Genomic DNA, 25951 nt, shown 5'->3' on the forward strand with positions numbered 1-25951 from the left:
CAATATATGTCAAGCATTTATCTTCTCAAATACTCGTGCCGCGGCGCCGATTACTCCTGCGTCTTCCCCTAAAGCCGCACGCACGATCCTGACATGCCGGGCAGGAACCTGGAGCGCTCTCTGGCGGACGATCCGGCGCGCGGGATTCAGCAACAGGTTCCCCGCGTTGGCGATGCCTCCGCCGACAACAATCACATCGGGATTGAGAAGGTTCACGATGCCTACCATGCACAAGCCGAGGTAGTAACCCGCCTTCTCCCATGCGGCCTTCGCCGCCGCATCCCCTCTCCTGGCCGCATCGGCAATGGCGATCGGCGTCAGCTCTCTCTGACGCGCGAGCATGCTCCGCTTCCCCCTCATGGCGATCCGGGCGAGACGTACAAGTCCCTCCCTCCCGATATACCGCTCGAGGCAGCCCCGGTTTCCACAGATGCAGGGCAACCCCTCAGGCTCTACCTGGATATGCCCCAACTCCCCCGCGCTCATGGACTCTCCGCGGTAGAGCTCGCCCTCAAACAACAGCCCGCCCCCCACCCCCGTTCCGACAGTGAGGCAGCACACGTTTCGCGCGCCGCGGGCGGCGCCATACCTCGATTCGGCGACTGCCATCATGTTCACGTCATTGTCCAGGATGCAGGGCAGCCGCAGCGATTCCTCCATGAAGGCCTTGAGCGGCACGGTCTTCCACAGGGGGAGATTTGGAGAGACGTGTACGACGCCCCTTGCCACGTCAATACAGCCCGCGCATCCGACGCCGACGCCGCGAATGGTGTTCTTGTCGCCCAGCCCCGTCGCGGCAGCGGCAATATTTTTGAGGAGCCTCCTCCACGGCAACCGCGGGTCACAGGGGGTGGAAGCCCGCGTGATGATTCTCGCATGGCGGTTCACCAGCGCGAGCTTGGCTGACGATCCGCCGATATCAACCCCGATAGCGTAGGGTTTCATACCATTTCCTTTCTTGATCACACATGCCGATTAATAAAGAAACTCGAAACTCGAAACCCGAAACAAACCCAAAACACAAAACTGATAAATCATATTCGCTTGTTTGGGATTTCGAGTTTTGGATTTGTTTAGAGTTTAGTATTTAGAGTTTCTATCCATACCTAATCCTCGGGTCGAGGTACGCGTAGGCGATGTCAACCATGAGATTAAACACAAGGAGCATCACGCAGTAGATGAGCGCCACGCCGAGGGCAACGGTGTGATCGCGGTTGAAGGCGCTGTTGACAAAGAAACGCCCCAGCCCCGGCAGGTTGAAGATCTTCTCCACCACCACCGAGCCGGTGAGGATCTGCGCGCTCGCCGGCCCGAGGAAGGTCACCACGGGAAGAATCGCGACCTTGAGGGCATGTTTGTAGATCACCGCAGCCTCCCCGACGCCCCTGGCGCGGGCGGCCCTGATAAACGGCTGGTTTAGGACATCGAGCATGCCCGCTCTCATGAGCCTCGCGATATACGCCGTGAAGGGCGCGGCGAGCGTGATCACCGGCATGACCAGGTGCGCGGGACCTCCCCACTGCGCCACGGGGAGGAGCCGGAGCACAAACACGAACACAATGATGAGCAGCGGGCCGATGACGAAGGTGGGGATGGAGATGCCCGCGAGGGCAACCAGCATGACGGCGTAATCAATCAGGCCGTTCTGATGCACCGCGGCGATCGTGCCGAAGAGGATCCCCAGGAAGAGCGCGAGGCAGAGGGCAAGCCCCCCGAGCGCGAGCGAGTACGGGAGCGCCTGCCAGATGATTTCATTGACGCTCCTCCCCTGAAGCTTGAGCGAAGGGCCGAGGTCGAGGCGGACGAGCCCCCACATATAGCGGAGGCACTGCCGGTGCAGCGGTTCATCGTAGTGATATTTCGCCTTCACATTCTTTTCAATGCTCGGGGGGAGCTTCCGCTCAGCGTCGAACGGCCCGCCCGGCGCCGCGCGCATAAGGAGGAAGGCGAGCGTCGCGACAATCCACAGCGTCGGAATCATCCAGAGTAGGCGCCTGATGATATATGCAATCATCTTATCTCCATCGTCGCGAAAGGGAGAAAGGGCGAATCGGCGAATCGGCGATGAAAAAGGCAATCGCCGATTCTCCGCCTCGCCGTCTCGCCGGCTCAGCGTTACGACTACCGTATGTAGATATACTTCAACGGGTGCTCGTCCAGCGGATTGGGATAGATGCCGCCGATCCGGTTAGCGTCGTAGAGGTTGATAGAGACATAGAAGTAGATCGGCATGATCGGCATTTCTTCAACCACGAGAATCCTCTCCGCCTCACGGAAGATCTCCATGCGCCTCTGCGGATTCCGCTCTCTCCCTGCCGCCGCAATCAGCTCGTCATAGCGGCCGCTGCCCCACCCGGTGCGGTTATTCCCGCCGCCGGTGATGAACATGTCGAGGAACGTGTTGGGATCGGGATAATCCGCCACCCATCCCGCTCGCGAGATAAAGTAATCCAGCTTGCTCTCGGTGTTCAAATAGGTTCCCCACTCCTGATTGTCCAGTTCGGCGTGGATGCCGAGATTCTCCTTCCAGATTGCCTGCATCTCAATGGCGATCTGCTTGTGGGCCTCGCTCGTGTTGAACAGGATGCTCACGCTCGGGAATCCCTTCCCGCCCGGGTAACCCGCCTCCGCGAGGAGCCTGCGCGCCTCCCCGGGATTATAGGCGGGCCCATCCGTGCCGCGATAGTGCGGCATTCCCGGCGGGACAAGCGTCGTCGCCGGAAGCTGCCCTGCGCGTAGAATCTTGTCCACGATCCGCTGCTTGTCGGCGGCGAGGTTGAGCGCCTTCCGCACGCGCACATCGCTGAGGGGCGGCCGGGTCACGTTGAACCGATAAAAGTACGTGACGAGGATTGTGGTTGTGTGAAAATCCGGCCGCGTCTTGAGTAGATCGATCAAGTGGAGCGGGATTCCCGCCCCGTCAACCCAATCAGCCTCGCCCGATGCGTACATGTTGAACGCCGTGCTCTCGTTTTCGGTGGGCAGCGCGTCAACCACTCCCAGCTTCACATTGTCTCTATCCCAGTAGAGAGGACTTTTAATCAGACGAATCCGCACACTCGGCATCCACTCTTTCAGAATATAGGGGCCGTTGCTCACAATATTCCCCGGCCTCGTCCAGAGGTCTCCGTAGTGCTCCACGCACGAGCGCTTGACTGGAAAGAGCGTGTAGAATGAGGTGAGGTAGAGGAAGAACGGAGTCGGCTGTTTGAGCTCAACCTCGATCGTCCTCTCGTCCAGAACCCTCACTCCCACTCGAGAAAAATCTTTGAGCTTCCCCGAGTTGAACTCCTCGGCGCCCCTGATATAGAAGAGCTGGTAGGCATAGTATGCCGCGCCCATCGCGGGGTCGAGCGCCCGCTTCCAGGAGTAGAGGAAGTCGTCAGCCGTTACCGGGGTCCCGTCACTCCAGACGCAGTCGCGCAGGTGGAAGGTGTAACGCATGCCATCATCCGATAGCTCCCATGATTTCGCCACGCCGGGCACTATATCCGTGCCGGTGGGACTCCGTGCCGTGAGCCCCTCGAAAATGGCACTCGCGATCCGGTGCTCCGGCTGCCCCGTCATGAGGGCGGGATCGAGGGTCTGCACATCGGCGCCGTTCTCGAAGGTATAGTCGGCCCGTGGCTCCTTTGTCCCACAGCCCGGCGTTGCGAGTGCGGCGAGGAGTGCCCATACATATACAATTGATCGATACATAATCCCTATCCCTTACGCAGTCTGAACCGGCGAGTGGGCGAATCGGGGAGCCGGCGATTATGGCTCTTTCGCCGTTTCGCCCATTCTCCGTCTCGCCGTTTCGTTAATCATACAGCCAGCATGCCACCGCATGGCCCACGGCAACCTCTTTCAAAAAAGGCTCCTCTTTGTCACAGACAGGCATTCGGTGGGGGCAACGGGGATGGAATCTACAGCCGGGCGGCGGCGCGACCGCCGAAGGCACCTCGCCCTTGATCTTTCCCCTCACCCGCTCAACCGTCTGGCCGATTTCAGGGACGGCCGCGAGCAGCGCCTGCGTGTAGGGGTGGAGCGGATCGCGGTAGAGCGCGTCCCTGTCCGTCCCCTCGATGAGCTTGCCCAGATACATGACCGCCACGCGGTCGGAGATGTGCTCAATGATGCGGAGGTCATGTGAGATGAAAAGATAGGCCAGCCCCATCTCTTCCTGGAGCTTCTCGAGCAGGTTGATGATCTGCGCCTGGATCGAGACGTCGAGCGCGGACACCGGCTCATCGCACACGAGCAGCTCCGGCTTGAGGGCGAGCGACCGGGCGATTCCAATCCTCTGCCGCTGCCCACCACTGAACTCATGGGGATAGCAGTTGAACGAGCGCGAAGGCAAGCCAACCCGCTCGAGGAGGGCCGCAACGGCCTCTTGGAGCTCACGCCCCCTGGCAATTCCATGAACCCGGAGCGGCTCGCCCACGCTCCCCCCCACCGTCATCCGCGGATCCAGCGATGATATCGGGTCCTGGAAGATGATCTGCATCCGGCGGCGTGCGCGACGGAGATCATCTTTCCCCATGTCTCTCACTGAAATCCCCTGAAAAAAAATGGCGCCCTCCGTCGCCTCGGTTAGCCTCAGCACCGTTTTGCCCACGGTGGTCTTCCCGCAGCCGCTCTCGCCCACCAATCCCAGCGTCTCTCCCCTGTCGAGCGCGAATGAGATATCATCCACCGCGCGGACCCATCCCCGCACCCGCGAAAACACGCCGCGGTAGACGGGGTAGTACTTCTTCAGATTTGAAACCTGTAACAGCATAATTCTCTCATCGCAGTGACCCGCCGCTCGCGTTTCTTCTTCCGGGGCTCGTCGTTCGCACTCCTCTGCACCCGCCACGAGTCACGGATCACTGTCCTTACTCACCTCGAGCATGCGCTCGAGGGACCTGGCGGCCCGGCCGCGGATCTCTTCGCTGACCGCGACCTGATGCTCCATTCGTTCCAGCGCCATGGCGACCGAATCGAGCGTGGTCATCTTCATGTTGGGGCAGAGCAACCGTCGGGAGGCGAGATAAAAACGCTTCCCCGGGTTCTCCTGTTTAAGCCGATGCAGGATCCCCGCCTCCGTAACGATGATGAACTCGCGCGCTTTCGACTCCCGCGCATAGGGGGACATCCCGGACGTGCTGCTGACATGATCGGCGCAGCGCACGACCTCCGGAACGCACTCGGGATGGGCGACAACCTTGGCCCTGGGGTGCTGCCTCCGAGCCTCGATGATCTCCTCGGGTGTGACCCACGCGTGGGTCGCGCAGTACCCCTTCCAGATAATCAGTCTCTTCAGCGTCCTCGCCTGCACGTAGGCCCCGAGGTTCATGTCGGGGCCGAAGAGCGCCTCATCCGATGTCAGTGAATCAACGACGCTGACGGCGTTCCCCGATGTGCAGCAGATATCGCTCTCCGCCTTGACCTCCGCGCTGGAATTGATGTAGGTGACGACCGGCCTCCCCGGGTACGCCCGCTTCCAGTCACGGAGCTGTTGCACGCCGAGCATGTCAGCGAGCGGGCAACCGGCCTCTCGCACCGGGAGGAGGACTATCTTTTCGGGGTTGAGTATCGAAGCACTCTCGGCCATGAAGTAGACACCGCAAAAAACGATCACTCGGGCGCGGGTGGCGGCGGCCTCCCTGCTGAGGCCGAGCGAATCGCCGACATAATCAGCGATCTCCTGCACCTCCCCGCGCTGGTAATTATGGGCGAGGATGATCGCCCGGCGCGCTTTTCTGAGATTGTCGATGTGTGCCACAAGTTCACAATGCGACTTCATAGTAAAGACCGCCGGCGTGCCATCACGCCCGACAAACCGTTGATGGTTGAGTGTTATGGGTTGAGGGCAAAAACGCAGGTATCATCCTCAGCCACTCGAGGTCAGGGTTCAACAAGGATGTTATCAATGAGGCGGGCCTTCCCCACCCGTGCGGCGACGGCAATGAGGGTGCGCGTATCGATCACCTTCACAGGCTCGAGCGTCTCCGGAGCAACGACCTCGACATACTCGACCATAACAAGGGGGGCGTGTGCAATACTGGCCTTCACCGCGTCAATGATCCTACGCGCGTCCCGCACACCTGACTTCACCAGCTCCTCCGCCTTCCGGAGCGAGGCGTAGAGCACGGCGGCTTCTTTCTTTTCGCGGGCGGTGAGGTATTTATTTCTCGAGCTGCAGGCGAGTCCGCTCTTCTCCCGTATCGTCGGTATCACGACAATATGCACCGGATAGTTGAGATCCTCGACCATTTTCCTTATGATCGCGACCTGCTGGGCGTCTTTCTGGCCGAACACCGCTGTGTGCGGGCGCACAATATTGAACAGTTTCGCGACAACTGTGGCAACCCCCCTGAAATGTCCGGGCCGGAACTGGCCGCACAGCTTCTTTGAGAGCCTCTCCTCGCCGACGAAGGTGGAGTAGCCCACCGGATAGAGCTCATCGCTGCTCGGAGCGAACACGACGTTGACCCTGCGCTGCCGCGCGATCGAGAGATCGTTCTTCATATCCCGTGGATATGAAGCGAAGTCCTCTCCCCTGCCGAACTGGAGGGGATTGACGAAGACGCTCACGACAAGCCTGTCGCAGAGCTTTCGTGCCGCTCCGATGAGGATCGAGTGACCGTCATGGAAATACCCCATGGTGGGCACCAGGCCGATCTTGCGCCCCTTCCTGTAGTTGTGCTTCACGTACTTCTGCATCTCTTTGACGGTGGTGATGATTTTCATCTATCATTTCCTCGCGGTGAACGAATCGCCGCACGGGCAAAACAGCGAAAAAACTATAATCGCCGTTTCTCCGTTTCGCCCTCTCGCCGTTTCATCTGTGTCAGGGTCACTGATACGAGTGCTCGCTATTCGGATAGCTGCCTGAACGCACCTCTGCCGCGTACCTCGCAACGCCCTCGCGCATCGCCGTGCCCAGATCCGCATAGACCTTCACAAAGCGCGCCCTGCGCCCCTCGTACATCCCGACGATATCGTTGAACACAAGAATCTGACCGTCGCAGGCCGGCCCTGCGCCGATTCCGATCGTCGGTACGTCCACCGATTCGGTTACCCTCGCCGCGAGGGCCGCGGGCATGCACTCCAGCACGAGGGCGAATATCCCCCTGCCCTGGAGGTCACACGCATCGTCCACGAGCTTCTGAGCGGCCTCGTCGCTCCTGCCCTGCACTTTGTAGCCACCGAGCACCAGCACGTCCTGCGGCGTCAACCCTATGTGGCCGAGGACGGGGACCCCCGCGCGCACGACTGCTTCCACGTGCGCTCCGATCTCCGCTCCCCCCTCCAGCTTGACGGCCTCCGCGCCCGCCTCCTTGACGAATCTCCCCGCATTGCGCACGGTCTCTTCAATGCTCACGCCCGTCGACATGAATGGCATATCGGCGACAAGGATCGCCCTGCGGTTGCCGCGCGAAACGGCGCGGGTGTGGTGAATCATCTCTTCCATTGTCACGGGGAGCGTCGTCTGATAGCCCAGGACCACCATCCCGAGCGAGTCGCCCACCAGTATCATATCAACGCCCGTTTCGTTGAGGACGCGCGACGTGTAGTAATCATAGGCGGTGAGGGCCACAATCTTCTCACCTCGCTTTTTCATCTCTCTGAGCACCACGGTCGTTACCTTGTCAACGCTCATGGAACGGTCCTTTCCTGAAAACCTTGTGCGTGTCGGTGAGCCTCCTCACCAGTTCTTCCACGGTACCGCCCGCGCCAGGGCACACAATATCCTTTGAGATCTCAGCGAGAGGATCGAGGACGAAACGCCGCCCGGGCAACCGCGGGTGAGGCACCGTCAGCAGATCGCTCCGGATGACGCGGGCGCCGAAAAGCAGAATATCCAGGTCAATGATCCTGGGGGCGTTGCGCGCTCCCCTCGTCCTCCCCATAGCCGCTTCTATCCCCTGGAGCTCCCTGAACAGCTCGTCGGGGACCAGGGCGGTTTCAACCTCCTGTACGGCGTTGAAATACCATGGTTGCGGCTCGCCGCCGACGGGTTCCGTGTAGTAGAGTGAGGAAGCCCTGCGCAGCTCAATGCCCCTGATCCTGCCCATGCGGGATGCGGCCTCGCGCAGGTTTTTCTCCCTGTCGCCGAGGTTAGATCCTATACTGATGTAGGCTGTCTCAATCATAAAGCGCTTTTATCTCACAGCTCTCCCTCCCCCCTTGCGGGGGAGGATCGAGGTGGGGGGTATTCTATTCCAGATTGCCTGCTTTACACCCTCGATATTGCTTAAAACTTCGTTATCCAAAAAACGAATTATATTAAACCCTTACTTTTAAACCATTCAGTCCGATGTGCATCATAGGTAACGCGCTTGGCGTGTTGTCCACCGTCTAATTCTATTATGAGCCTCTTATCAAAGGAAACGAAGTCGACAATATAATAACCTGTCGGCTGTTGTCTCCGAAACTTAAATCCAGCCATCTGCCGGAGACGAAGATGTCTCCAAAGCGCACGTTCGGCATCCGTGAGATTTTTTCTTAAGCGTCTAGCCCTGTCTCTTATGTTATTCCCCATTCTCACCTTCCCCACAAAGGGGTGAAGGGAAATATCCATTCCCCGAGGGAATGCTCTTTCTGATCTGCTGCATATTACAGCAATGGCAACATTATCATTTGATAATCGGGTACTGACATAATCTTCATCCCCACCCTGCCCTCCCCCCTCAAAGGGGGAGGGGATAATTGCTTTACCGGTTCTCTATCTTCCCGATCCTCTCCACTGCCTCGCGCAGGCGGTCCTCGTTGACCGTGAGCGTCATGCGGACGTATCCCTCACCGCTGGGGCCGAGGCCGTTGCCCGGGGTTACCACGATGCCGGCCTTCTGGAGGAGCATTCTGGCGACTCCCTCCGAGGTGAAACCGGAAGGCACATGCGCCCAGACGTAAAAGGTCGCCTTCGGCCTGGCGACATTCCAGCCGAGCGCCCTGAGGCCATCCACGAGGATATCCCTGCGGCGCTGGTAGATCTCCAGATATTCTGTGAGGAAATCCTGCGGCCCCCTCAGTGCGGCCACCCCCGCGAGTTGAATAGCCTGAAAAATACCCGAATCGAGATTCGACTTGATCTTACCGAGCCCCGCAATAATTTCCGCACGCCCGACGGCGAAACCGACCCTCCAGCCGGTCATGCTGTATGTCTTGGAGAGCGAATGGAATTCGATCCCAACCTCTTTTGCGCCCTCCACCTCGAGGAAACTGGGAGACCTCAAGCCGTCAAAGGCGAGCTCCGTGTACGCCGCGTCGTGGCAGATGATCACGCCGTGCCGGCGCGCAAACTCGACCACGGAGGTGAAAAATTCTTTCCCGCACACTGCGGCAGTAGGGTTGTTCGGATAGTTGATGAACATGAGCGTGGATGCGCGACAGATATCGCGTGGAATCCGATCGAGATCAGGGAGGAAACCGTGCTCCTCCTTGAGCGGCATGTAGCGCGGCTCGCCCCCGGCGAGTATCGTCGTCGCCTGGTAGACCGGGTATCCGGGATCAGGAACGAGCACCGCATCGCCCGGATTCACGAATGCGAAGGGGATATGACCGATCCCCTCTTTGGAGCCGATGAGGGGCAGCACCTCCGTCGCGGGATCGAGCGCCACGCCAAACCGGTGCGCGTACCACTCCGCAATCGCCTGCCTCAGAACCGGCATTCCGAGGTCAAGCGCGTACCGGTGGTTTTCGGGATCGAGCGCCGCCCGGTGGAGAGCGTCAACAATGTGCGGCGGCGTGGGGAGGTCGGGATCGCCCACACCGAGGTCTATGACATCCCGGCCCGCCCGGATCAGCTCCCGCTTCACCCTGTCTATTTCAGCGAATAGATAGGGGGGGAGTTTTTTCAACCGCTCGGCCAGCTCAATTTTGATCCTCTTTTCTGAATTCAAATCCTACCTCTTTCTAACCGCGGATTGTACGGATTAAACTCACTGGCAATTCAGCTGGCCGATTTGAAGTAATCCTCGCAGATTATCCTTCTCCATTCCAAGCTCTCCTTGCAGAAATTAACAAGCAATCCAACTTTTTTACCGGTGGCTTTCAAGTAATTGAAAACCTGAGCTTCATCAATTCCGGTGAGTTCAGAAGTGGCTTTTGTTTCGACAATTATCCTATCCTCAACTATTAAGTCGGCCCGGTACATTTGGTTTAAAACAACGTCCTTATAAGAAATCCTGAGCTCTTTCTGCTTGGCAAAGTCGAGTCCCCTTCTCTCAAGCTCGATGCACAGTGCTTCTTCATACACCGCTTCCAAGAACCCGGGGCCGAGAATCCTGTGAACTTCAATAGCAGCCCCAATGATCTTCTCTGTGATATCAGCATAGAGAAGAATTTTTCCCATATAATCCGCTTAATCCGCACAATCCGCGGTTACTTCCATTTTGCGTCAAATAAAACATTCGCCATGTCATACAATCCGGGAGGTTTTCCCACGATCCACTTCGCGGCACGCAGCGCACCGCGGGCAAACGCATCCCTCGAATGCGCTCGGTGGACGAGCTCCAGGCGTTCGCCGAGAGAGGCAAAGCTCACCGTGTGCTCGCCGACGACATCCCCCTGCCGGACCGCGTGGATCCCGATCTGTCCCCTCGGGCGCTCGCCTGTTTCGCCTGACCTGCCGTGGCACGCGAGCTCGCCGAGGTCTTTCCCCAGCGCATCCGCGACCGCCGCTGCCAGGCGCTTCGCCGTTCCGCTCGGGGCATCCTTTTTGAACCGGTGGTGCACCTCGACAATTTCCACGTCGTACTCCTCCCCGAGCGACCGCGCCACTTCAGCAGCGATCCTGAACAGCAGGTTCACCCCCAGGCTCATGTTCGGCGCGACGAGGCACGCGACCGTTCGCGAGGCGTTCTCTATCGCCTGCATCTCGCGCCCCCCCAACCCAGTGGTGCCTATGACAACCGGCTTCTTGAGAGCGCTCGCGGTTGCCGCATTCCGTGCGCTCGCCTCGTGCTGGGAGAAATCAACAACCACATCACCCGCAGATGCGGCGGCGGTGAGATCCGCGGTCACGGGGACACCGAGCCTCCCGGCGCCCGCGACCTCACCGGCATCCCTGCCCAGGCAGGGGTGCCCCTCCCGCTCGATCGCGCCCGCGAGGGTGATCTCCCCATCCTCGGCCGCGCACGCGATGATTCTTCTGCCCATCCGGCCGCACGCGCCGCACACGATCATCTTTATCATCGTTACCCCCTTGATAACTAATGACTTTAGAACAAGTTAAAAGTTAAAACACAAAACTCAAAACTACAATTCAAAACGTAAAACCTTCACGTGCTTTTTAGTTTTGATTTTGGTTTTGCCTTTTTACTTTTGACTTTTTACTTTCTATACCAGCTTATAATCCTTGAGAATCCTCTCCAGCCTCGACCGGTTCTCATCGCTCATCTGGCAGAGGGGGAGGCGATACTCCTCCTTGATCTTCCCCATCATGGCGAGTGCCGCCTTCACCGGGATTGGATTCGTCTCAACGAAGAGGATCCTGCTCATCTGGTAGAGCTCATAGTGGAGCGTCCGCGCCCCCTTGATATCCTTCTCGGAAAAGCCGGACACCATCTCCGCAACGGGGCCCGGCAGGATATTGGCTACCACGGAGACCACACCCTTGCCGCCGAGGGCCATGATCGGAAAGGTGAGGCTGTCGTCGCCGGAGAGCACGGCGATGTCACACTGTGAAATAATCTGGCTCACCTGCTCGAGGCTCCCGCTCGCCTCTTTGATGGCGACAATGTTCGGGAGCTTGGCAAGCGACGCCACCGTTTCGGGGGCTATGGAGATCCCCGTCCTCCCCGGGACATTATAGATGACTATCGGGATATCCACTTCTTTCGCGAGATGCTCGTAGTGATACTGGAGGCCCCTCTGCGTGGGTTTGTTGTAATACGGGGTGATCACGAGGGCGCCGTCCGCGCCCGCTTCCTTCGCGTGCCCCGTCAATCTGAGTGCTTCGCGGGTGCAGTTGGAGCCGCTGCCCGCGATCACGGGAACTCTCCCGGCGACCTTCCCGACGACAAACTCCACCACCTGGTCGTGCTCCTCGTGCGAGAGCGTCGCGGACTCTCCCGTAGTTCCGCACGGGAGGATGCCATTCGTTCCGCTGCGTATCTGGAACTCGATGAGTTCCGCGAGGGCCTCATAGTCAACCGCTCCTTTTTTGAACGGCGTCACCAGTGCCACGATTGATCCCGTGAACATATTGCACCCCCCCCTTTTAATTCTCTTTTAACCGCGGATTGGGCGGATTATGCGGATTAAAATATATCCTTAGTTATTTTGGCTCAACCCGGAATTTTGTGAATAATGCCCACTTCTCATAATGCATAACAGATTACTCTGGAACAAGATACTACTAGTCAGATCTCTACATATACCCTCTCCCCCTGGAGGGAGAGGGCAGGGTGAGGGGGTTTCTATAAAAACCCGTTTCTCACCCCCACCTTTCCTCCCCCTTCACAGGGGAAGGGATGTGCCGCATGCTCTTGGGCTCACAAAATTCTGGGTTAAGCCGTTATTTTATCTTATCCGTGCAATCCGTGTAATCCGCGGTTAATTTTTCTGTTTTATTCGTGTGTGAGTCGTTCGACTTCGATCTCACCGCAGAACACTTCGTCGGCAGGGCCGCTCATGAACACATGGTCGTCCGCAGCCCACCTGACCGTGATCTCTCCGCCACGGAGCCTCACGGTCACATCCCGCTGCGTCTTCGCGTTCAGGCAGCTCGCCACCGTCGCCGCGCAGGCCCCCGTTCCGCAGGCCATGGTCTCACCCGCGCCGCGCTCCCAGACCCGCATCGATATCAGCGCGGGCGAAAGGACCTTGACGAACTCCACGTTCACCCGCCGCGGGAAAAGCGAATCGGTTTCAATCTTGGGCCCGATATTCTCAACGGGACATCGCTCGAGATTTTCAACGTAGATCACGCAGTGCGGGTTCCCCATCGACACGCAGGTGATCCGCTGCCTACTCCCCCCCACCGTGACCTCGCGGTCTATGACGCGCCCCGAGAGGCGGACAGGGATCTCCTTCCCCTCCAGCACGGGGCACCCCATGTCAACCGTCACCAGGTCGCCTTCCACGCGAGGCCTGATGATGCCCGCGAGGGTCTCTATTGCCTGTCCGTCTTCCCCCGAGAAACCGCGGGATGCCAGGTACCGGGCGAGGCAGCGGATGCCGTTTCCACACATCTCCACCTCGCCCCCGTCCGCGTTGAATACCCTCATCCGGCAGTCAGCCTTTTTCGAGGGCACGAGCACGAGGAGCTGGTCAGCGCCGATGCCTTTTCGCCTGTCGCAGAGTATCCGGATCAATTCAGAATGTATGGGAACCTGATCTCTCATGCAGTCTATGAGTATGAAATCATTTCCGAGTGCCTGCATCTTGACAAATGGTATTTTCATTTTAGTTTAATCACAGATGAACACAGATACACACAGATAAAAAATTTTACTTTGTTTTTAACCACTGAAGTCACTGAAAAATTTTATTCTTTTTCAGTGTATTCAGCGCCCTCAGTGGTTATTCCCGACAATTTATACGCTTTCTTCGTGTCCTCCGTGCCCCTGCCTGCCGGCAGGCAGGTCCGTGGTGATAATATATTCAATCGCCTCACCGGAGAAACCGGGGGATCCGCTCGCCCCGCGTGAGATCGCGACAGCATTCCCGCTCCCTGATGAGCGCACACTCGCGCCCGTGGACGAGCACTTCCGCCGCGCGCGGCCTGGAATTATAGTTGGACGACATCGAAAAACCGTATGCCCCCGCACCCATGACGGCGAAGATGTCCCCCGGGCGGGGCTCCGGCATCGTTCTGTCCTTGCCGAGAAAATCCCCCGATTCGCACACCGGCCCCACGATATCGGCCATTACCCTCCCGCGCGTGCTCTTCCGGAGCGGCAGGATTTCGTGGTACGCGCCGTACAGGCTCGGCCGGATGAGGTCGTTCATGCCGGCATCTACAATGACGAAATTTTTCACCGTCCCCCTCTTGAGATACAGCACTCTCGTGAGCAGGACCCCCGCATTCCCGACGATAAATCGACCGGGCTCCAGGATGAGGTGCAGGCCAAGCCCCCTGACCTCAGGGAGGACCGCCGCCGCGAACTTCTTCGCGGTCGCGGGGGTTTCTCCACGGTACACGATCCCCAGCCCACCGCCGATATCGAAGAACCGCAGCGGCACGCCCATCCCCTGCAGCTGCTGCACGAGCGGCCGCACCTTCCGTATCGCCTTTACGTAGGGACCCGTCTCGGTGATCTGCGACCCGATGTGCGTCTGGACCGCGATGGGGATAACGTGCTTCATACCCATTGCCTTCTCATAGGCCGCACGCGCCTGTTCGAGGTCCAGGCCGAATTTATTCTCCGCCCTACCGGTCGTTATGTAGCGATGCGTGTGCGGGTCAACATCCGGATTGATGCGCAACGCCACGCTCGCGATCTTCCCGAGGCGCTTCGCAACCCGCTCGATCGCGTTGAGCTCGCCCAGCGACTCAACGGTGAGGAACAGAATCCCCCTCTCCAGCGCCCGGGCAATCTCCTCCTCGGTTTTGCCCGCCCCCGCGAACACGATTGTTCGAGGGTCCGCTCCCGCCATGAGCACCCGCGTGAGCTCTCCCCCCGACACCACGTCAAAACCCGCTCCGGCGCGCGAGAGCGCCCGGCAGATCGCGATATTGGAATTTGATTTAACCGAGTAGCAGATGAGGTGCGGGATGGATTCGAATGCGCCGTCGAGGCGCTGGTAGTGCCCCATCAGGGTCGCGTGGCTGTACACGTAGAGGGGGGTCCCGAACTCCCGCGCGATCCTGTCAAGGGGAGCATCCTCGCAGAAGAGCCGGCTGTTGCGGTACGTAAAATCATGCATTGCGCATCCCCAGTTTTTTCTTCCACATCCGTAGCGCCTTCGAAACCTCAGCCGGAGCGGTTGAACCATCCGACTTCTTCCGCGTCACGCCGGTTCCTGGGCAGAGCAGCTCGAGCGCGCCCCTGTCAAAAAGGGCGGAGCAGGAGCGGAGCTCGGTGAGGGTCAGCGCCTCGAGCCGCTTCCCCCTGTGGATACACTCTGCCACCAGCTTCCCGATGAGGCGGTGGGCCTCGCGGAACGGGCACCCTTTCGTGACAAGGTACTCGGCGAGGTCCGTCGCCTGGCTGAAGTCGCCCTCCAGCGATCGCCGGATCTCAGCGCGGCGGAACCTGATCCTCTCCCACAGCCCCGCCATGATCGCGAGGCATCCCCTGAGCGTCCCCGCGGCGTCGAAGAGCGGCTCCTTGTCCTCCTGCATGTCCCTGTTGTAGGAGAGCGGCAGCCCCTTCATCACGGTGAGGAGCGACACGAGCGAACCGAAGAGCCTCCCGCTCTTCCCGCGCACGAGCTCCGCGACATCGGGATTCACCTTCTGCGGCATAAGTGATGAACCGCTGCAGTACGATAGATCGATCTCAATAAAGGCGAACTCCCTGCTCGCCCACCGCACAATCTCTTCCGCCATCCGCGAGAGGTGGACGCCGATGATGGCCCCCGCCGCCAGGAACTCGAGCGCAAAATCCCTGTCGCTCACCGCGTCAATGCTGTTCGTGCAGAGAGAGTTAAAACCGAGGAGTTTCGCAACATACTTCCTGTCAATCGGCAGGCTCGTGCCCGCGAGCGCGCCGGCGCCGAGCGGCATCATGTTGACGCGCTCCCGGCAATCCAGGAGCCTGCCCGCGTCCCGCTGGAGCATCTCCACGTAGGCGAGCAGGTGGTGCGCGGCGATCACCGGCTGCGCGTGCTGGAGGTGCGTGAAGCCCGGCATGACGACATCTTTGTTCTCCCATGCGACATTCACGATATTCTTCTGGAGCAGCCTGATGCATGCGAGGATCGCGCCTATCTCGTCCCTGAGGAAGAGCCTCAGGTCAAGCGCCACCTGGTCATTCCTGCTCCGCGCGGTGTGGAGCTTGTCCGCGACCGGCCCGATGAGCTTTTTGAGTCTCGTTTCCACCGCCATGTGGATATCCTCATGCTCAGTCCCCGGTTTAAAGCTTCCTCTCCTGATCTCACCTCTCACCTTCTTCAAACCAGCGCTGATCTTCTTGCACTCTGCCGCTGAGATCAATCCCTGCCGCTGAAGCATCTCGACATGCGCGAGGCTCCCCCTGATATCATGCTCGAACAATTTTTGGTCAAAACCGATGGAGGCCGTGAACCGCTCCACCTCCGGCGCCATCTCCTTATCGAATCTCCCCGCCCAGAGTTTTTGGGTCATTTCTTGCCCTTTCCTAGTAAAACTAATGCATCCAACTTCTCACCTTCTTCTCACCTTAAAATGCGAGGCTATACTGATTCTATTTACCGTATTGTCTTTACCAAATACCACTCTCACTGTTCTTTCCTGTCTTCCCTGCTTTCTATAGTATGTCCATGAATTATCACGAGGCGCGTTATCGGGAACTCCCAATTTTGCTTGCACAGCCTTTGCCGTGTCTCCGATATAAATTCCCTCGACCTCCCCCCGGTATCTCTTTGTGACAGCGATTTCAAAAATTACATTCCTTATCAAGAAGAATGAAAGTCCCTTTTGATCGTAATACCAATATTCATTTCGAGTTCGGGGGTCATCGCGGAAACCAGGCCGTGGTTGATTTTTTGCGATCCGATCAGGGTTGCCATATACGCTTCGCGCCTGTGCAGATCGATCACCCAGGGATACCTTCAACCCTTCCGATGACTTGTCCTCTTTTACCCCTGCTTCAAGAAGACTCACGATCAGGCATAGAGAGAGCCAACCAAGAACTGCTCCAGCCGCTACGGGATACCTCATGGGCACATCTCTCACAACATGCTCCCGCTCAACGCAATTTGGTCGTCGCAGCGTCTCCGCTGGAAAAACAAACACACTATCTGCTTACTACTTAGCGCTTACTGCTTACCGCTATTTTTAAGCATCGCCTGTATCCTCAGCCTCAACGCGTTGAGCCGTATGAAGCCGGTCGCATCTCCCTGATTATACACCCTGCTGGCCTCGAAGGTGGCGTGCTCGTGGCTGTAGAGCGATTCGGGCGAGCTCCGTCCGACCACGATGCAGTTGCCCTTGTAGAGCTTCAGCCTGACGCGCCCGGTCACGTTGGCCTGGCTCTCCTCGATCGCGGCTGTGAGCATCCGCATCTCCGGCGAATACCAGAACCCATTGTAAATCAGCGATGCGAAGTACGGGATGAGCGAGTCTCGCAGGTGCATCACCTCGCGGTCCATGGTGATCGATTCGATCGCGCGATGGGCGACATGGAGGATCGTCCCGCCCGGCGTCTCATAAACGCCGCGGCACTTGATGCCGACGAAGCGGTTCTCAACGATATCCACCCTCCCGATCCCATTCCTGCCACCGAGCCCGTTGAGATGGGCGAGCAGTTTCGCGGGGGTCATCTTCTTCCCGTCAACGGACACCGGGACGCCGCGCGCGAATCCTATCTCGACGTACGTCGGCTTGCCGGGAGCCCGCTCCGGCGAAACGCTGAGCACAAACATCCGCTCATCCGGCTCCCGGTCCGGGTCCTCGAGAATTCCTCCCTCGAAGCTTATGTGCATGAGGTTGCGGTCGCTGCTGTACGGTTTCTCCTTCGTCACCGGGACGGGGATACCGTGTTTCCGCGCGTACTCGATCAGCTCCTGGCGCGAACCGAGACTCCACTCGCGCCAGGGCGCGATGACCCTGAGCTCGGGGGCGAGCGCCGCGTAGGTGAGCTCGAAGCGGACCTGGTCATTCCCCTTGCCGGTGGCGCCATGGGCCACGGCGGATGCCTTCTCCCTCCTCGCGATCTCCACCTGTTTTTTCGCGATGAGGGGCCTCGCGATGGACGTCCCCATGAGGTATGACCCCTCGTACACCGCATTTGCCTTGAGGACGGGGAACACGAAATCCCGCACGAACTCCTCGCGCAGATCCTCGACGTACACCTTGCCCGCGCCGGTGTTCAGCGCCTTCTGTTTAATGCCGTCCAGCTCCTCTTCCTGCCCGAGATCCGCCACGTAGGCGATCACGTCCAGCCCCTTCTCCTGCTGGAGCCACTTGAGTATCACCGAGGTATCGAGCCCTCCCGAATAGGCGAGCACCACCTTGTCCATGTATCCTCCTATATATTAATAATCCCAGCGTGACACATAAAAACAAAGTTAGCTAAAGCAACTCTTTAGCACCTGGTTTCTCTGATTAACCTGAAAGATCAGAGTAATCAGATTATTCAGGTGCCAAATATTTAAACTCCTACACAGTAAATCACCGGCCTGCGCGCACAATTGCAGCGAACACCTCATCCACAATCTTTATCGCGCGGTCTATCTCCTGTTTCTTCACGGTCATGGCGGGCATAAGGCGGAGGACGTTATCACCGGTTGAATTGGTGAGCATCCCCCGCTTCAGGCACTCCGCTACCACCATTGTGCCGTCGATGCCGAGGCGCATGCCCAGCATCAGTCCCTCGCCGCGGACCTCCTTGATAAAAGGGTATCGCCCGGCCAGGCGCTCCATCCGCGCGCGGAGGTAGCGCCCCATCCGCCTCACATTCTTGAGGATCCCCTCCTTCTCAATCGCCTCGAATGTCGCGATCCCCGCGGCGCAGGCCAGCGGGTTCCCGCCGAATGTCGAGGCGTGCGTGCCCGGCTGGAGTATATCGGCGTACCTAGCCGCCGCGAGCATCGCCCCTATCGCCACACCCCCGCCCAGCGTTTTGGCGAGCGTCATTACGTCCGGCGTGATACCAAAGTGCTGGTAGGCGAAATACTCCCCCGTCCGCCCCATCCCCGTCTGCACCTCGTCCATGATCAGGAGGATCCCCCGCTCGTCGCAGAGGCGCCTGAGCGCCACGAAGTGCCCAGAGGGAGCCACGACGATTCCTCCTTCTCCCTGGATCGGCTCGATCATCACGGCACAGGTTTTTTCGCTCACCGCGCGGGAGAGCGCCCCGATATCCCCGAAGGGCACGTGGCGGATGCCGGGCAGGAGCGGGCCGAATCCCTGCTGGTATTTGGTCTGGCCCGTCACGGTCACGGTCGCGATCGTGCGGCCGTGGAACGAATTCAGCATCGAGATGATCTCATAGCGCCCGCGCTTCTCCCCCGCCTTCCGGGCGAGCTTCAGGGCGGCCTCGTTCGCCTCCGCGCCGCTGTTGCAGAAGAAGCACTTGCCCGGGAACGCATGCTCGACGATGAGCTCCGCCAGGCGTCCCTGCCGAGGATTAAAGTAGATATTGGGCACGTGAAGGAGCTCCCGCGCCTGCTCCACCACGGCGCGCACCACACGGGGATGGCAGTGCCCGAGGCCGCTCACGGCATAACCAGGGAAAAAATCGAGGTACTTCTTCCCCTCGCTGTCCCAGAGCCACGAACCTCGACCGCGGACAAGGACAAGGGGGGTTCTCCCATACGAGGGGATCACGTAGCGCGCGTAGGCGCCCAGTGTCGCATCGGACGCCGAACGGCGCGCGCGTTTCCCGGCCGTAGCCACTTTCCGCCCTGTGATTTTTTTTCGCATACCGATCCTCAATCCCGCGAAATCTCGGTCCCAATCCCACGATCGGTGAAAATTTCCAGAAGCATGGAGTGAGGCAACCGGCCGTCAATGATATGCGTCTTCCTCACCCCCGCCTGCACTGATCTCACCCCCGCGCGGACCTTGGGCAGCATTCCCTCTTTGATCACCCCGGCGCTGATCAGCGTGTCCACGTCGCTCACGCGGAGCGCCCCGATGAGTGAGTTCTCGTCGTCATGGTTCCTCAGGATTCCGCGGACATCGGTGAGGAGTATGAGCTTCTGGGCTTTCAGGGCGACCGCCACCTCCCCGGCCGCGGTATCGGCATTGATATTGTAAAGGTGCTGCTCCTCGTCCACGCCGAGAGGCGCGATGACTGGGATCACACCCCTCCGGCACAGCGCTCTCAGATGACCCGTCTCGATCTTCGCCACATCCCCCACGAATCCGATATCTATCGCCTCTCGCCTCCCATCCTTCTCGACATCGACGATCTGTTTCCTGGCATGGATGACGTGATCCTTGCCGGTGAGTCCCCGGGCGCGCGCCCCAAGCTCCTCAAGCTTCGCCACGATCCCGCGGTTCACCTCCTCGATCACCTCCTCCACGATCTTCATCGTGTCCGCATCGGTGACCCTGAGCCCTGCCACGAAGCGCGGCGTGATGCCGCGCTCCTGGAGGCGCGTGCTGATCGCGCTGCCGCCGCCGTGAACCACGATCGGCCGCATCCCGACGCACTCCATGAACACGATATCGCGGAGAATGCTGCCGGGGTCTCCCGTCTCCATGGTGCTCCCGCCATATTTCACCACCACGACCTTCCCCCTGAATCCCTGAATATACGGGAGCGCTTCAATGAGGACATCGGCCTTCTCTATCAGCTCCCTCATAATCTCTTCTCACTTCTTACGTCGTAACTACTCAGGTAGTCAGAAGCCAGGAGCCAGAATCCAGAATGGATCGCGCATAAGCTTCCAGGAGCTTACTGACCTCTTCGAGTAACTGCATTAACTCGGAAACATCGCCGTATCCCAAGTCCTCAAATGTCGCCGCCGGCGTCCTCATTCCAACTCCTGGCTCCTGACTCCTGAATTCTGGCTCCTGAGCAGTTACCTTACGTCTTACGTTTTGTTCAACTCCACATACCCAGGCGTCAGATCACAGGTGAGAATCCTCTCCTCGTCCCTGCCCCTCTCCAGAGTAATGACTACGCTGATACACTTCGCCCTCATGCGCGTGCGCAGCGCCCCTTCATCTGCCCCGGCGGGGGCGCCCCGCCTGAACACGCACTCGCCCTGAAGCGCCACACTGACCCGCTCCGGACTGAGCGCCACATCCGCCCCTCCGAGGGCGGAGAGGATCCGTCCCCAGTTGGGTTCCTCACCATACATGGCCGTTTTGAAGAGGGGCGAGTTCGCGATCGCGAACCCGAGCCTCTTCGCCTCGCCCCGGTCGCGGGCCCCGCGCACCATGATCTCTATGAACTTTGAAGCCCCCTCGCCGTCACGGACGACCTTCTCCGCGAGCGTCGCGGTGATCTCGTCCAGCGCGCCGGAGAACAACCGCCCGTCTTTTGAATCCTTTCGTTCGATCACGGGGTTTCCCGCGAGGCCGCTCGCGAGGATAAAAACCGAATCGTTCGTGCTCCGGTCACCGTCAACCGAAATGCGGTTGAAGCTCTTCTCCACGCTCTCGCGAAGGAGCTCCTTGAGGCAACGCGGGGTGACGGCGGCGTCTGTAGTGATGAAGGCGAGCATGGTCGCCATCTTCGGATGGATCATGCCCGCGCCCTTGGCCATACCCCCCACGGTGATCTCCCTGCGGCCGATGACCCTGCGCGCGAGCGCCTCTTTGGGGCAGGTATCGGTGGTGAGGATTGCGCGCGCTGCATCGCGCCCCCCCGCCACGCTCAGGCGTCCGATGAGCTCGCCGAGCCCCGACCGTATCTTGTCAATGGGGAGGCGCCGGCCTATGCGCCCGGTGGATGCGGCGAGCACATCCGCGCGATCGATCGAGAGCAACCTCGCCACGTCGCGCGTGACCACTTCCGCATCGCGCATCCCCGCCCGGCCCGTGGCGGCGTTCGCGCAGCCGCTGTTGACGACGATCGCCCGGGCCCGCCCGGACCGCAGGCGCTCGCGGCTCAGGATGACCGGGGCCGCGCAAAAGCTGTTCGTCGTGAATGTCCCCGCTGCTGCCGCACGGGCCTCAGAAACGAGGAGGGCGAGATCCCTCACTCCCGCCTTTATGCCGCAGCAGATTCCCGCCGCCCGGAATCCCCTGGCCGCAGTGATATGCCCGAACGCCTTTTGCATCAGTGCTCCCTGTCTGGAGAGACTTTCGCGCGCGCCCACCGGTGAGTGGCCGGTGTTCACTCTCACTGCCTGCCGCGGGGCGAGTTCCTAATTCCTGCCGTGTCGTGAGTGCGCCTGCCGGGATAACCGACTTTGCCCCGGGTGGCATCCCGCGGACAGCTGCGAAGCCTCGAGGCGCCGAACCGGGCGCGGTGGTTTACACAAGGCCCATGGTTTCCGGGAAACCGCAGATGAGATTCATGTTCTGGACTGCCTGCCCCGCGGCCCCCTTCACGAGATTGTCAATCGCAGAGAGGATGACAATTCTGTCCGTGCGGCTGTCAACGACAACTGAGATGTCGCAATAGTTCAGCCCGCGCACATTTTTCGTGTCCACCAGTTTCCCGCTCTCCATCACCCTCACGAACGGCGCGCGCGCGTAGAACTTCGCGTAGAGAGCGATGATATCCTCTGCGGAGATACTCTTGAGCGGCTTCAGGTACGCGGTGGTGAGGATCCCCCTGTTCATCGGCACCAGGTGAGGGGTAAAGAGAATATGGATGGGGGCGCCTGAGATCCTGCTGAGCTCCCCCTCTATCTCGGGGGTATGCTGGTGCCGCCCCACCCGGTACGCCCTGAAGCTCTCGCTGCACTCTCCGAAGCTCAACGCGAGGGAGGCCTTCCTCCCCGCTCCCGTGACACCTGACTTTGAGTCGACGATCACGTCATCCAGCGCGACCAGCCGATGGTGGAAGAGCGGCGCGAGGGCGAGGATCGCACCGGTGGGATAGCAGCCCGGGTTCGCGATCAGCCGGGACTTCCTGATCTCCTCCGCGTGCAGCTCGGGGAGGCCGTACACCGCCTCGCTCAGAAGTTCCTTTACCTCATGGTTCACTCCGTACCACTCTTCAAATATGGCGGGATCGGTGAAGCGAAAATCAGCGCTGAGATCGATGATCTTCTTCCCCTCCCGGTGGAACGAGAGCGCGAATTTCATAGATACGCCGTGGGGGAGGGAGAGGAACACGAGATCCGCCTTCTCGCAGACATCGGCGACCTCAAGCGGCGTACAAGGCAGATCAACGCGCCCCTTGAAGCGCGGGAACTCGTCGTCAATCGGGACCGCTTTATCGAGCTTTGCCGTGAGAGACGTCACCTTCACCCGGGGGTGCCTGATCAGAATGTCAAGCAGCTCCCCTCCCGTATATCCGGTTGCGCCGACAATCGCCACACGTGTCATCTGTACACCTCGCTTATAGAATTATATAGTTGTTAGAACTGCTGTCAAACAAATAAACGCACCCGCAGTAATGCCGCAGTTACATGGGGGTAGCGGATTCATGCAAATAGTTTTGCTTTATCCACGGATGACACGGATTAACACTGATTCGAAAACCGCAAAAATCCCTTCCAATAAAATCCGTGAGGATCAGTGAAATCCGTGGATAACCTTTTCATCCCCTCCGCCTCTCATGAAATAAAAACGGCAGGGCCGAACCCTCGGCCCTGCCTGTCTCACGCTCCCGCGCGCACTGACTTACACATGAAGCATTACACTTTAGACTTTACACTTTCAACTTTAGGCTGTCGTTGCTATCTCTTTGAGAATTGGAATCTCTTTCGTGCTCCAGCCCTGCCGTATTTTTTCCTCTCCTTCATGCGCTGGTCCCGGGTGAGCAGGCCCGCCTGTTTCAAGGTTTGCCTCATCCCCTCATCCATCCGGGAAATCGCGCGGGCCAGACCATGCCTCATCGCCCCCGCCTGCCCCACAAGGCCGCCGCCTGTCACCTTCGCGGAGATATCATACTTCCCCTGACTCCCCGTCAGTACGAGGGGCTCGGAAATGACCACCCGCAGCTCCTCTGTCCGAAAATACTGATCCAGGGGTTTGTCATTTACCCTGAAAAGCCCGGTGCCCGGCGCGAGGACCACAGTGGCAACCGCCGTTTTCCGTCTCCCCGTGGCTCTCAGGCCGGCTTCTTGAGCACCCATCTCTCCCTCCGTTATCTATTCCTTACTCTCTCAGTTCCAACCAGTTCACAGCTTAACCGCCACCGGATTCTGGGCCGCGTGCGGGTGAACGGGGCCCGCGTATATCTTGAGCTTCTTGAGCATCGTCCTCCCGAGGCGGCTTTTCGGTATCATGCCCGCCACGGCATACTCAACGATGCGCTCCGGAATGCGCGCGCGCATCCGCTTCAACGGTTCAACCCTCAACCCGCCAGGATAGCCGGTATACCGTGTGTAGATCTTTTGCTCCTCTTTCTTGCCGGTGAGCTTCACCTTTTCAGCATTGATCACAATGACGAAATCGCCCGTATCCACGTGCGGCGTAAAGATCGCTTTCTCCTTCCCTCTCAAGATATCAGCGATTCTGGTGGCCATGCGGCCCAGGATTTTGCCCTCGGCGTCAATGAGGTACCACTTCTGCTCTATCTGGCCCTTCTTCGCCATAAATGTTTTCACTAATACATTCCCCCATTCACGTGATAGAGCGCACACTCTATCATCTCGTTGATTGAACGTCAATGAGGAAGTTGCTGGACTATCCCCAGTTTTTAGAAAAGCAGCTTTGATGTTTTACCACGGACATGCCCGTGGCACTTAAAACAATTCAAGCCTATCGAACCCCACAAAAGCCCACCCTTTAATTTAGATCAAGCTTTGATCCCGCAGCAGCAATGGGCTTGAAGTCATATCCCTTCTTTGTTAAACTTCTTTGCGTAATGATAACGGCGGCGTAGCCAAGTGGCCAAGGCGGAGGTCTGCAAAACCTCTATTCGTCGGTTCAACTCCGACCGCCGCCTCCAGAATTGGGAGAATCATACATGACCGGAATTTTTAATTGCAGGACAATCGCTCTCTGTGTCCTCATCACAGGCTTATTTCTATTAGTTGGCTGCGTGCCCAATGTCATGGCTCCAAGGATTCCCGTTATGAAATACGGGGAAAAGGCGCCCTTCGGGCCGGAGACCGGGGCTGCACCGATCAGGGAAGTTCCAGAAGAGATAAAGCCATCTGAAATCGTTAAATGATCAGCAGACGCGCCAGGCGCTGAGGGCAGGAATGGATAGAAGAATCCTGTCTGTAATGCTTTATGCCCTTCTCTTCCTCCTCGCTCATGTAACCTATCTTACAGCCTGCACGCTCTGGGGTGCGACAGGGGCAAGAACCAAAGATGGCGGAACTCTCATCGCCAAAAACAGGGACAAGGAGCCGAGTCAGCATGGCGAACTGCGCGTCGTCGCCCGCAAGGGGCACTGCTTCCTCGGCCTCTACTACACTGATGCAGACGAGCGGCGCAGCATCGCGGGAGGGATCAATGACAGGGGACTCTGCATACTCGGCGCGAGCGCCGGGAGCGTGCCTCGCGAGGAAAGGAATAAAGGCGGACAGGGACTCAGCGAGCATATCCTCATATCTTTTAACAGCGTGGATGCCGTGCTCAAAAACCAAAATATATTCGCCGGCACCCATCCCGTTTTTTACATAATCGGGGATAGATCCAAAATCGCAACTGTAGAAGTAGCTCCCGGGGGTAAGTTTCGGGTAAGAAGTACTGATAACGGAATCCTGTGCCACACAAACCATTACCTTGACGAAAAATTCCTGCGGGCCAACGATAAAATCGGCAAGAGCAGCCTCGCCCGGCTGAAGCGCATCCAGGAACTCATGACGACTCACGCATCCCCGCTCACATTTGAGGATTTCAAAACGTTCAGCCAAAACAGGCACGACGGCCCGGATCGCAGCATCTGGAGAACGGGCGGCACACATGAGAAGGAACGGACGCTCGCGACATGGATCGCGTCAATCCCCAAGAACGGCTCCCCCACCATCTACGTCAAACTCGCAAATACCGACGAACCGGAACGGATTTACAACCTGAAGCTCGACTCCTCCTTCTGGGCTACACACACCAGGTCGGATCCTCTGCATAGTAACCTACCGGCCGGGAAAACACGGTGATATATTACGGGATGCGAACTCGCAGCAGCTGGAATCTCATAACCTTGCCACTGGAGAGGTGAGCGATGGCTAAAAAATTCCATAAAATTGTTCTGATCATATTCGCACTGCTCTTCATTTTGATAATGATCCTCTATTGTATCCAAACCTCATAGGTGGAGAATGGCTAGAGAGGCATAGCGGTGCTGAACGAGCTACGCAAAGC

The 25951-nt window shown here is 58.8% G+C and carries 26 protein-coding genes and 1 tRNA gene; 3 read left to right on the forward strand and 24 right to left on the reverse strand.

What is annotated here, in order from left to right; genetic code table 11:
• Positions 1–9: 9 nt before the first annotated feature.
• The 24 genes from NTX71_00950 to rplM form a co-directional block, all read right to left on the reverse strand.
• Positions 10–945, reverse strand: coding sequence for an ROK family protein (locus NTX71_00950; protein MCX6338474.1), 936 nt, complete (start codon positions 943–945; stop codon positions 10–12).
• 151 nt (positions 946–1096) lie between these two features.
• Complete coding sequence (locus NTX71_00955) at positions 1097–2014, reverse strand: ABC transporter permease (protein MCX6338475.1); 918 nt, start codon at positions 2012–2014, stop codon at positions 1097–1099.
• Between the two features lie 107 nt (positions 2015–2121).
• Positions 2122–3699 carry a peptide ABC transporter substrate-binding protein gene (locus NTX71_00960; protein MCX6338476.1) on the reverse strand — a complete coding sequence of 526 codons (1578 nt, stop codon included), beginning with the start codon at positions 3697–3699 and terminating at the stop codon, positions 2122–2124.
• 103 nt (positions 3700–3802) lie between these two features.
• On the reverse strand, positions 3803–4762 hold the full coding sequence (locus tag NTX71_00965; GenBank protein MCX6338477.1) for an ABC transporter ATP-binding protein: 960 nt from the start codon (positions 4760–4762) through the stop codon (positions 3803–3805).
• A gap of 81 nt (positions 4763–4843) precedes the next feature.
• Entirely contained in the window at positions 4844–5770 is a 927-nt protein-coding gene (gene nadA, locus NTX71_00970; GenBank protein MCX6338478.1) for a quinolinate synthase NadA, read from the reverse strand.
• Positions 5771–5871: 101 nt separating this feature from the next.
• A complete protein-coding gene (gene panC / locus NTX71_00975; protein MCX6338479.1) occupies positions 5872–6717 on the reverse strand; it encodes a pantoate--beta-alanine ligase in 846 nt (281 codons plus the stop codon).
• Positions 6718–6823: 106 nt separating this feature from the next.
• Positions 6824–7630 (reverse strand): 3-methyl-2-oxobutanoate hydroxymethyltransferase, encoded by an 807-nt coding sequence (panB, locus tag NTX71_00980; GenBank protein MCX6338480.1) that lies wholly within the window; start codon positions 7628–7630, stop codon positions 6824–6826.
• On the reverse strand, positions 7620–8123 hold the full coding sequence (gene folK / locus NTX71_00985; protein ID MCX6338481.1) for a 2-amino-4-hydroxy-6-hydroxymethyldihydropteridine diphosphokinase: 504 nt from the start codon (positions 8121–8123) through the stop codon (positions 7620–7622). Before folK ends, panB begins: the two co-directional genes overlap by 11 nt.
• Positions 8124–8251: 128 nt before the next feature.
• Positions 8252–8512: a DUF559 domain-containing protein gene (locus NTX71_00990; GenBank protein ID MCX6338482.1), complete on the reverse strand. Its 261-nt coding sequence runs from the start codon at positions 8510–8512 to the stop codon at positions 8252–8254.
• A 172-nt stretch (positions 8513–8684) separates the two neighbouring features.
• Positions 8685–9848, reverse strand: a complete 1164-nt coding sequence (locus tag NTX71_00995) for an LL-diaminopimelate aminotransferase (protein ID MCX6338483.1) — start codon at positions 9846–9848, stop codon at positions 8685–8687.
• A gap of 74 nt (positions 9849–9922) precedes the next feature.
• A complete protein-coding gene (locus tag NTX71_01000; GenBank protein ID MCX6338484.1) occupies positions 9923–10324 on the reverse strand; it encodes a GxxExxY protein in 402 nt (133 codons plus the stop codon).
• A 29-nt stretch (positions 10325–10353) separates the two neighbouring features.
• Positions 10354–11166, reverse strand: coding sequence for a 4-hydroxy-tetrahydrodipicolinate reductase (dapB, locus tag NTX71_01005; protein ID MCX6338485.1), 813 nt, complete (start codon positions 11164–11166; stop codon positions 10354–10356).
• A gap of 144 nt (positions 11167–11310) precedes the next feature.
• On the reverse strand, positions 11311–12177 hold the full coding sequence (gene dapA / locus NTX71_01010; GenBank protein MCX6338486.1) for a 4-hydroxy-tetrahydrodipicolinate synthase: 867 nt from the start codon (positions 12175–12177) through the stop codon (positions 11311–11313).
• 365 nt (positions 12178–12542) lie between these two features.
• Positions 12543–13379 (reverse strand): diaminopimelate epimerase, encoded by an 837-nt coding sequence (dapF, locus tag NTX71_01015; protein ID MCX6338487.1) that lies wholly within the window; start codon positions 13377–13379, stop codon positions 12543–12545.
• A 208-nt stretch (positions 13380–13587) separates the two neighbouring features.
• The gene (gene lysA, locus NTX71_01020) at positions 13588–14844 is read right to left on the reverse strand and encodes a diaminopimelate decarboxylase (protein MCX6338488.1); all 1257 of its coding nucleotides are present in this window, start codon (positions 14842–14844) and stop codon (positions 13588–13590) included.
• A complete protein-coding gene (argH, locus tag NTX71_01025) occupies positions 14837–16225 on the reverse strand; it encodes an argininosuccinate lyase (GenBank protein MCX6338489.1) in 1389 nt (462 codons plus the stop codon). The genes lysA and argH overlap by 8 nt, the downstream gene beginning before the upstream one ends.
• 39 nt (positions 16226–16264) lie before the next feature.
• Complete coding sequence (locus NTX71_01030; protein ID MCX6338490.1) at positions 16265–16795, reverse strand: hypothetical protein; 531 nt, start codon at positions 16793–16795, stop codon at positions 16265–16267.
• 83 nt (positions 16796–16878) lie between these two features.
• Positions 16879–18081, reverse strand: a complete 1203-nt coding sequence (locus NTX71_01035) for an argininosuccinate synthase (protein MCX6338491.1) — start codon at positions 18079–18081, stop codon at positions 16879–16881.
• A gap of 151 nt (positions 18082–18232) precedes the next feature.
• On the reverse strand, positions 18233–19486 hold the full coding sequence (locus NTX71_01040; GenBank protein MCX6338492.1) for an acetylornithine transaminase: 1254 nt from the start codon (positions 19484–19486) through the stop codon (positions 18233–18235).
• 8 nt (positions 19487–19494) lie between these two features.
• Positions 19495–20373: an acetylglutamate kinase gene (gene argB, locus NTX71_01045; protein MCX6338493.1), complete on the reverse strand. Its 879-nt coding sequence runs from the start codon at positions 20371–20373 to the stop codon at positions 19495–19497.
• A 231-nt stretch (positions 20374–20604) separates the two neighbouring features.
• The gene (gene argJ / locus NTX71_01050; GenBank protein MCX6338494.1) at positions 20605–21798 is read right to left on the reverse strand and encodes a bifunctional glutamate N-acetyltransferase/amino-acid acetyltransferase ArgJ; all 1194 of its coding nucleotides are present in this window, start codon (positions 21796–21798) and stop codon (positions 20605–20607) included.
• Positions 21799–21994: 196 nt separating this feature from the next.
• Positions 21995–23017, reverse strand: a complete 1023-nt coding sequence (gene argC / locus NTX71_01055) for an N-acetyl-gamma-glutamyl-phosphate reductase (GenBank protein ID MCX6338495.1) — start codon at positions 23015–23017, stop codon at positions 21995–21997.
• Between the two features lie 353 nt (positions 23018–23370).
• Complete coding sequence (gene rpsI, locus NTX71_01060; protein ID MCX6338496.1) at positions 23371–23769, reverse strand: 30S ribosomal protein S9; 399 nt, start codon at positions 23767–23769, stop codon at positions 23371–23373.
• 45 nt (positions 23770–23814) lie between these two features.
• Positions 23815–24243 (reverse strand): 50S ribosomal protein L13, encoded by a 429-nt coding sequence (gene rplM, locus NTX71_01065; protein MCX6338497.1) that lies wholly within the window; start codon positions 24241–24243, stop codon positions 23815–23817.
• A gap of 268 nt (positions 24244–24511) precedes the next feature.
• On the opposite strand from rplM, the gene NTX71_01070 reads away from it, so the two are divergent.
• The 3 genes from NTX71_01070 (at position 24512) to NTX71_01080 (ending at position 25746) form a co-directional block, all read left to right on the forward strand.
• Positions 24512–24587 (forward strand) — tRNA-Cys (locus tag NTX71_01070).
• An 18-nt stretch (positions 24588–24605) separates the two neighbouring features.
• A complete protein-coding gene (locus NTX71_01075; GenBank protein ID MCX6338498.1) occupies positions 24606–24812 on the forward strand; it encodes a hypothetical protein in 207 nt (68 codons plus the stop codon).
• A 31-nt stretch (positions 24813–24843) separates the two neighbouring features.
• Positions 24844–25746, forward strand: coding sequence for a carcinine hydrolase/isopenicillin-N N-acyltransferase family protein (locus NTX71_01080; protein MCX6338499.1), 903 nt, complete (start codon positions 24844–24846; stop codon positions 25744–25746).
• The last annotated feature ends 205 nt before the right edge of the window (positions 25747–25951 follow it).

Source organism: Candidatus Auribacterota bacterium (assembly GCA_026392035.1).
Taxonomy (GTDB): domain Bacteria; phylum Auribacterota; class Tritonobacteria; order UBA1439; family UBA1439; genus JAPLCX01.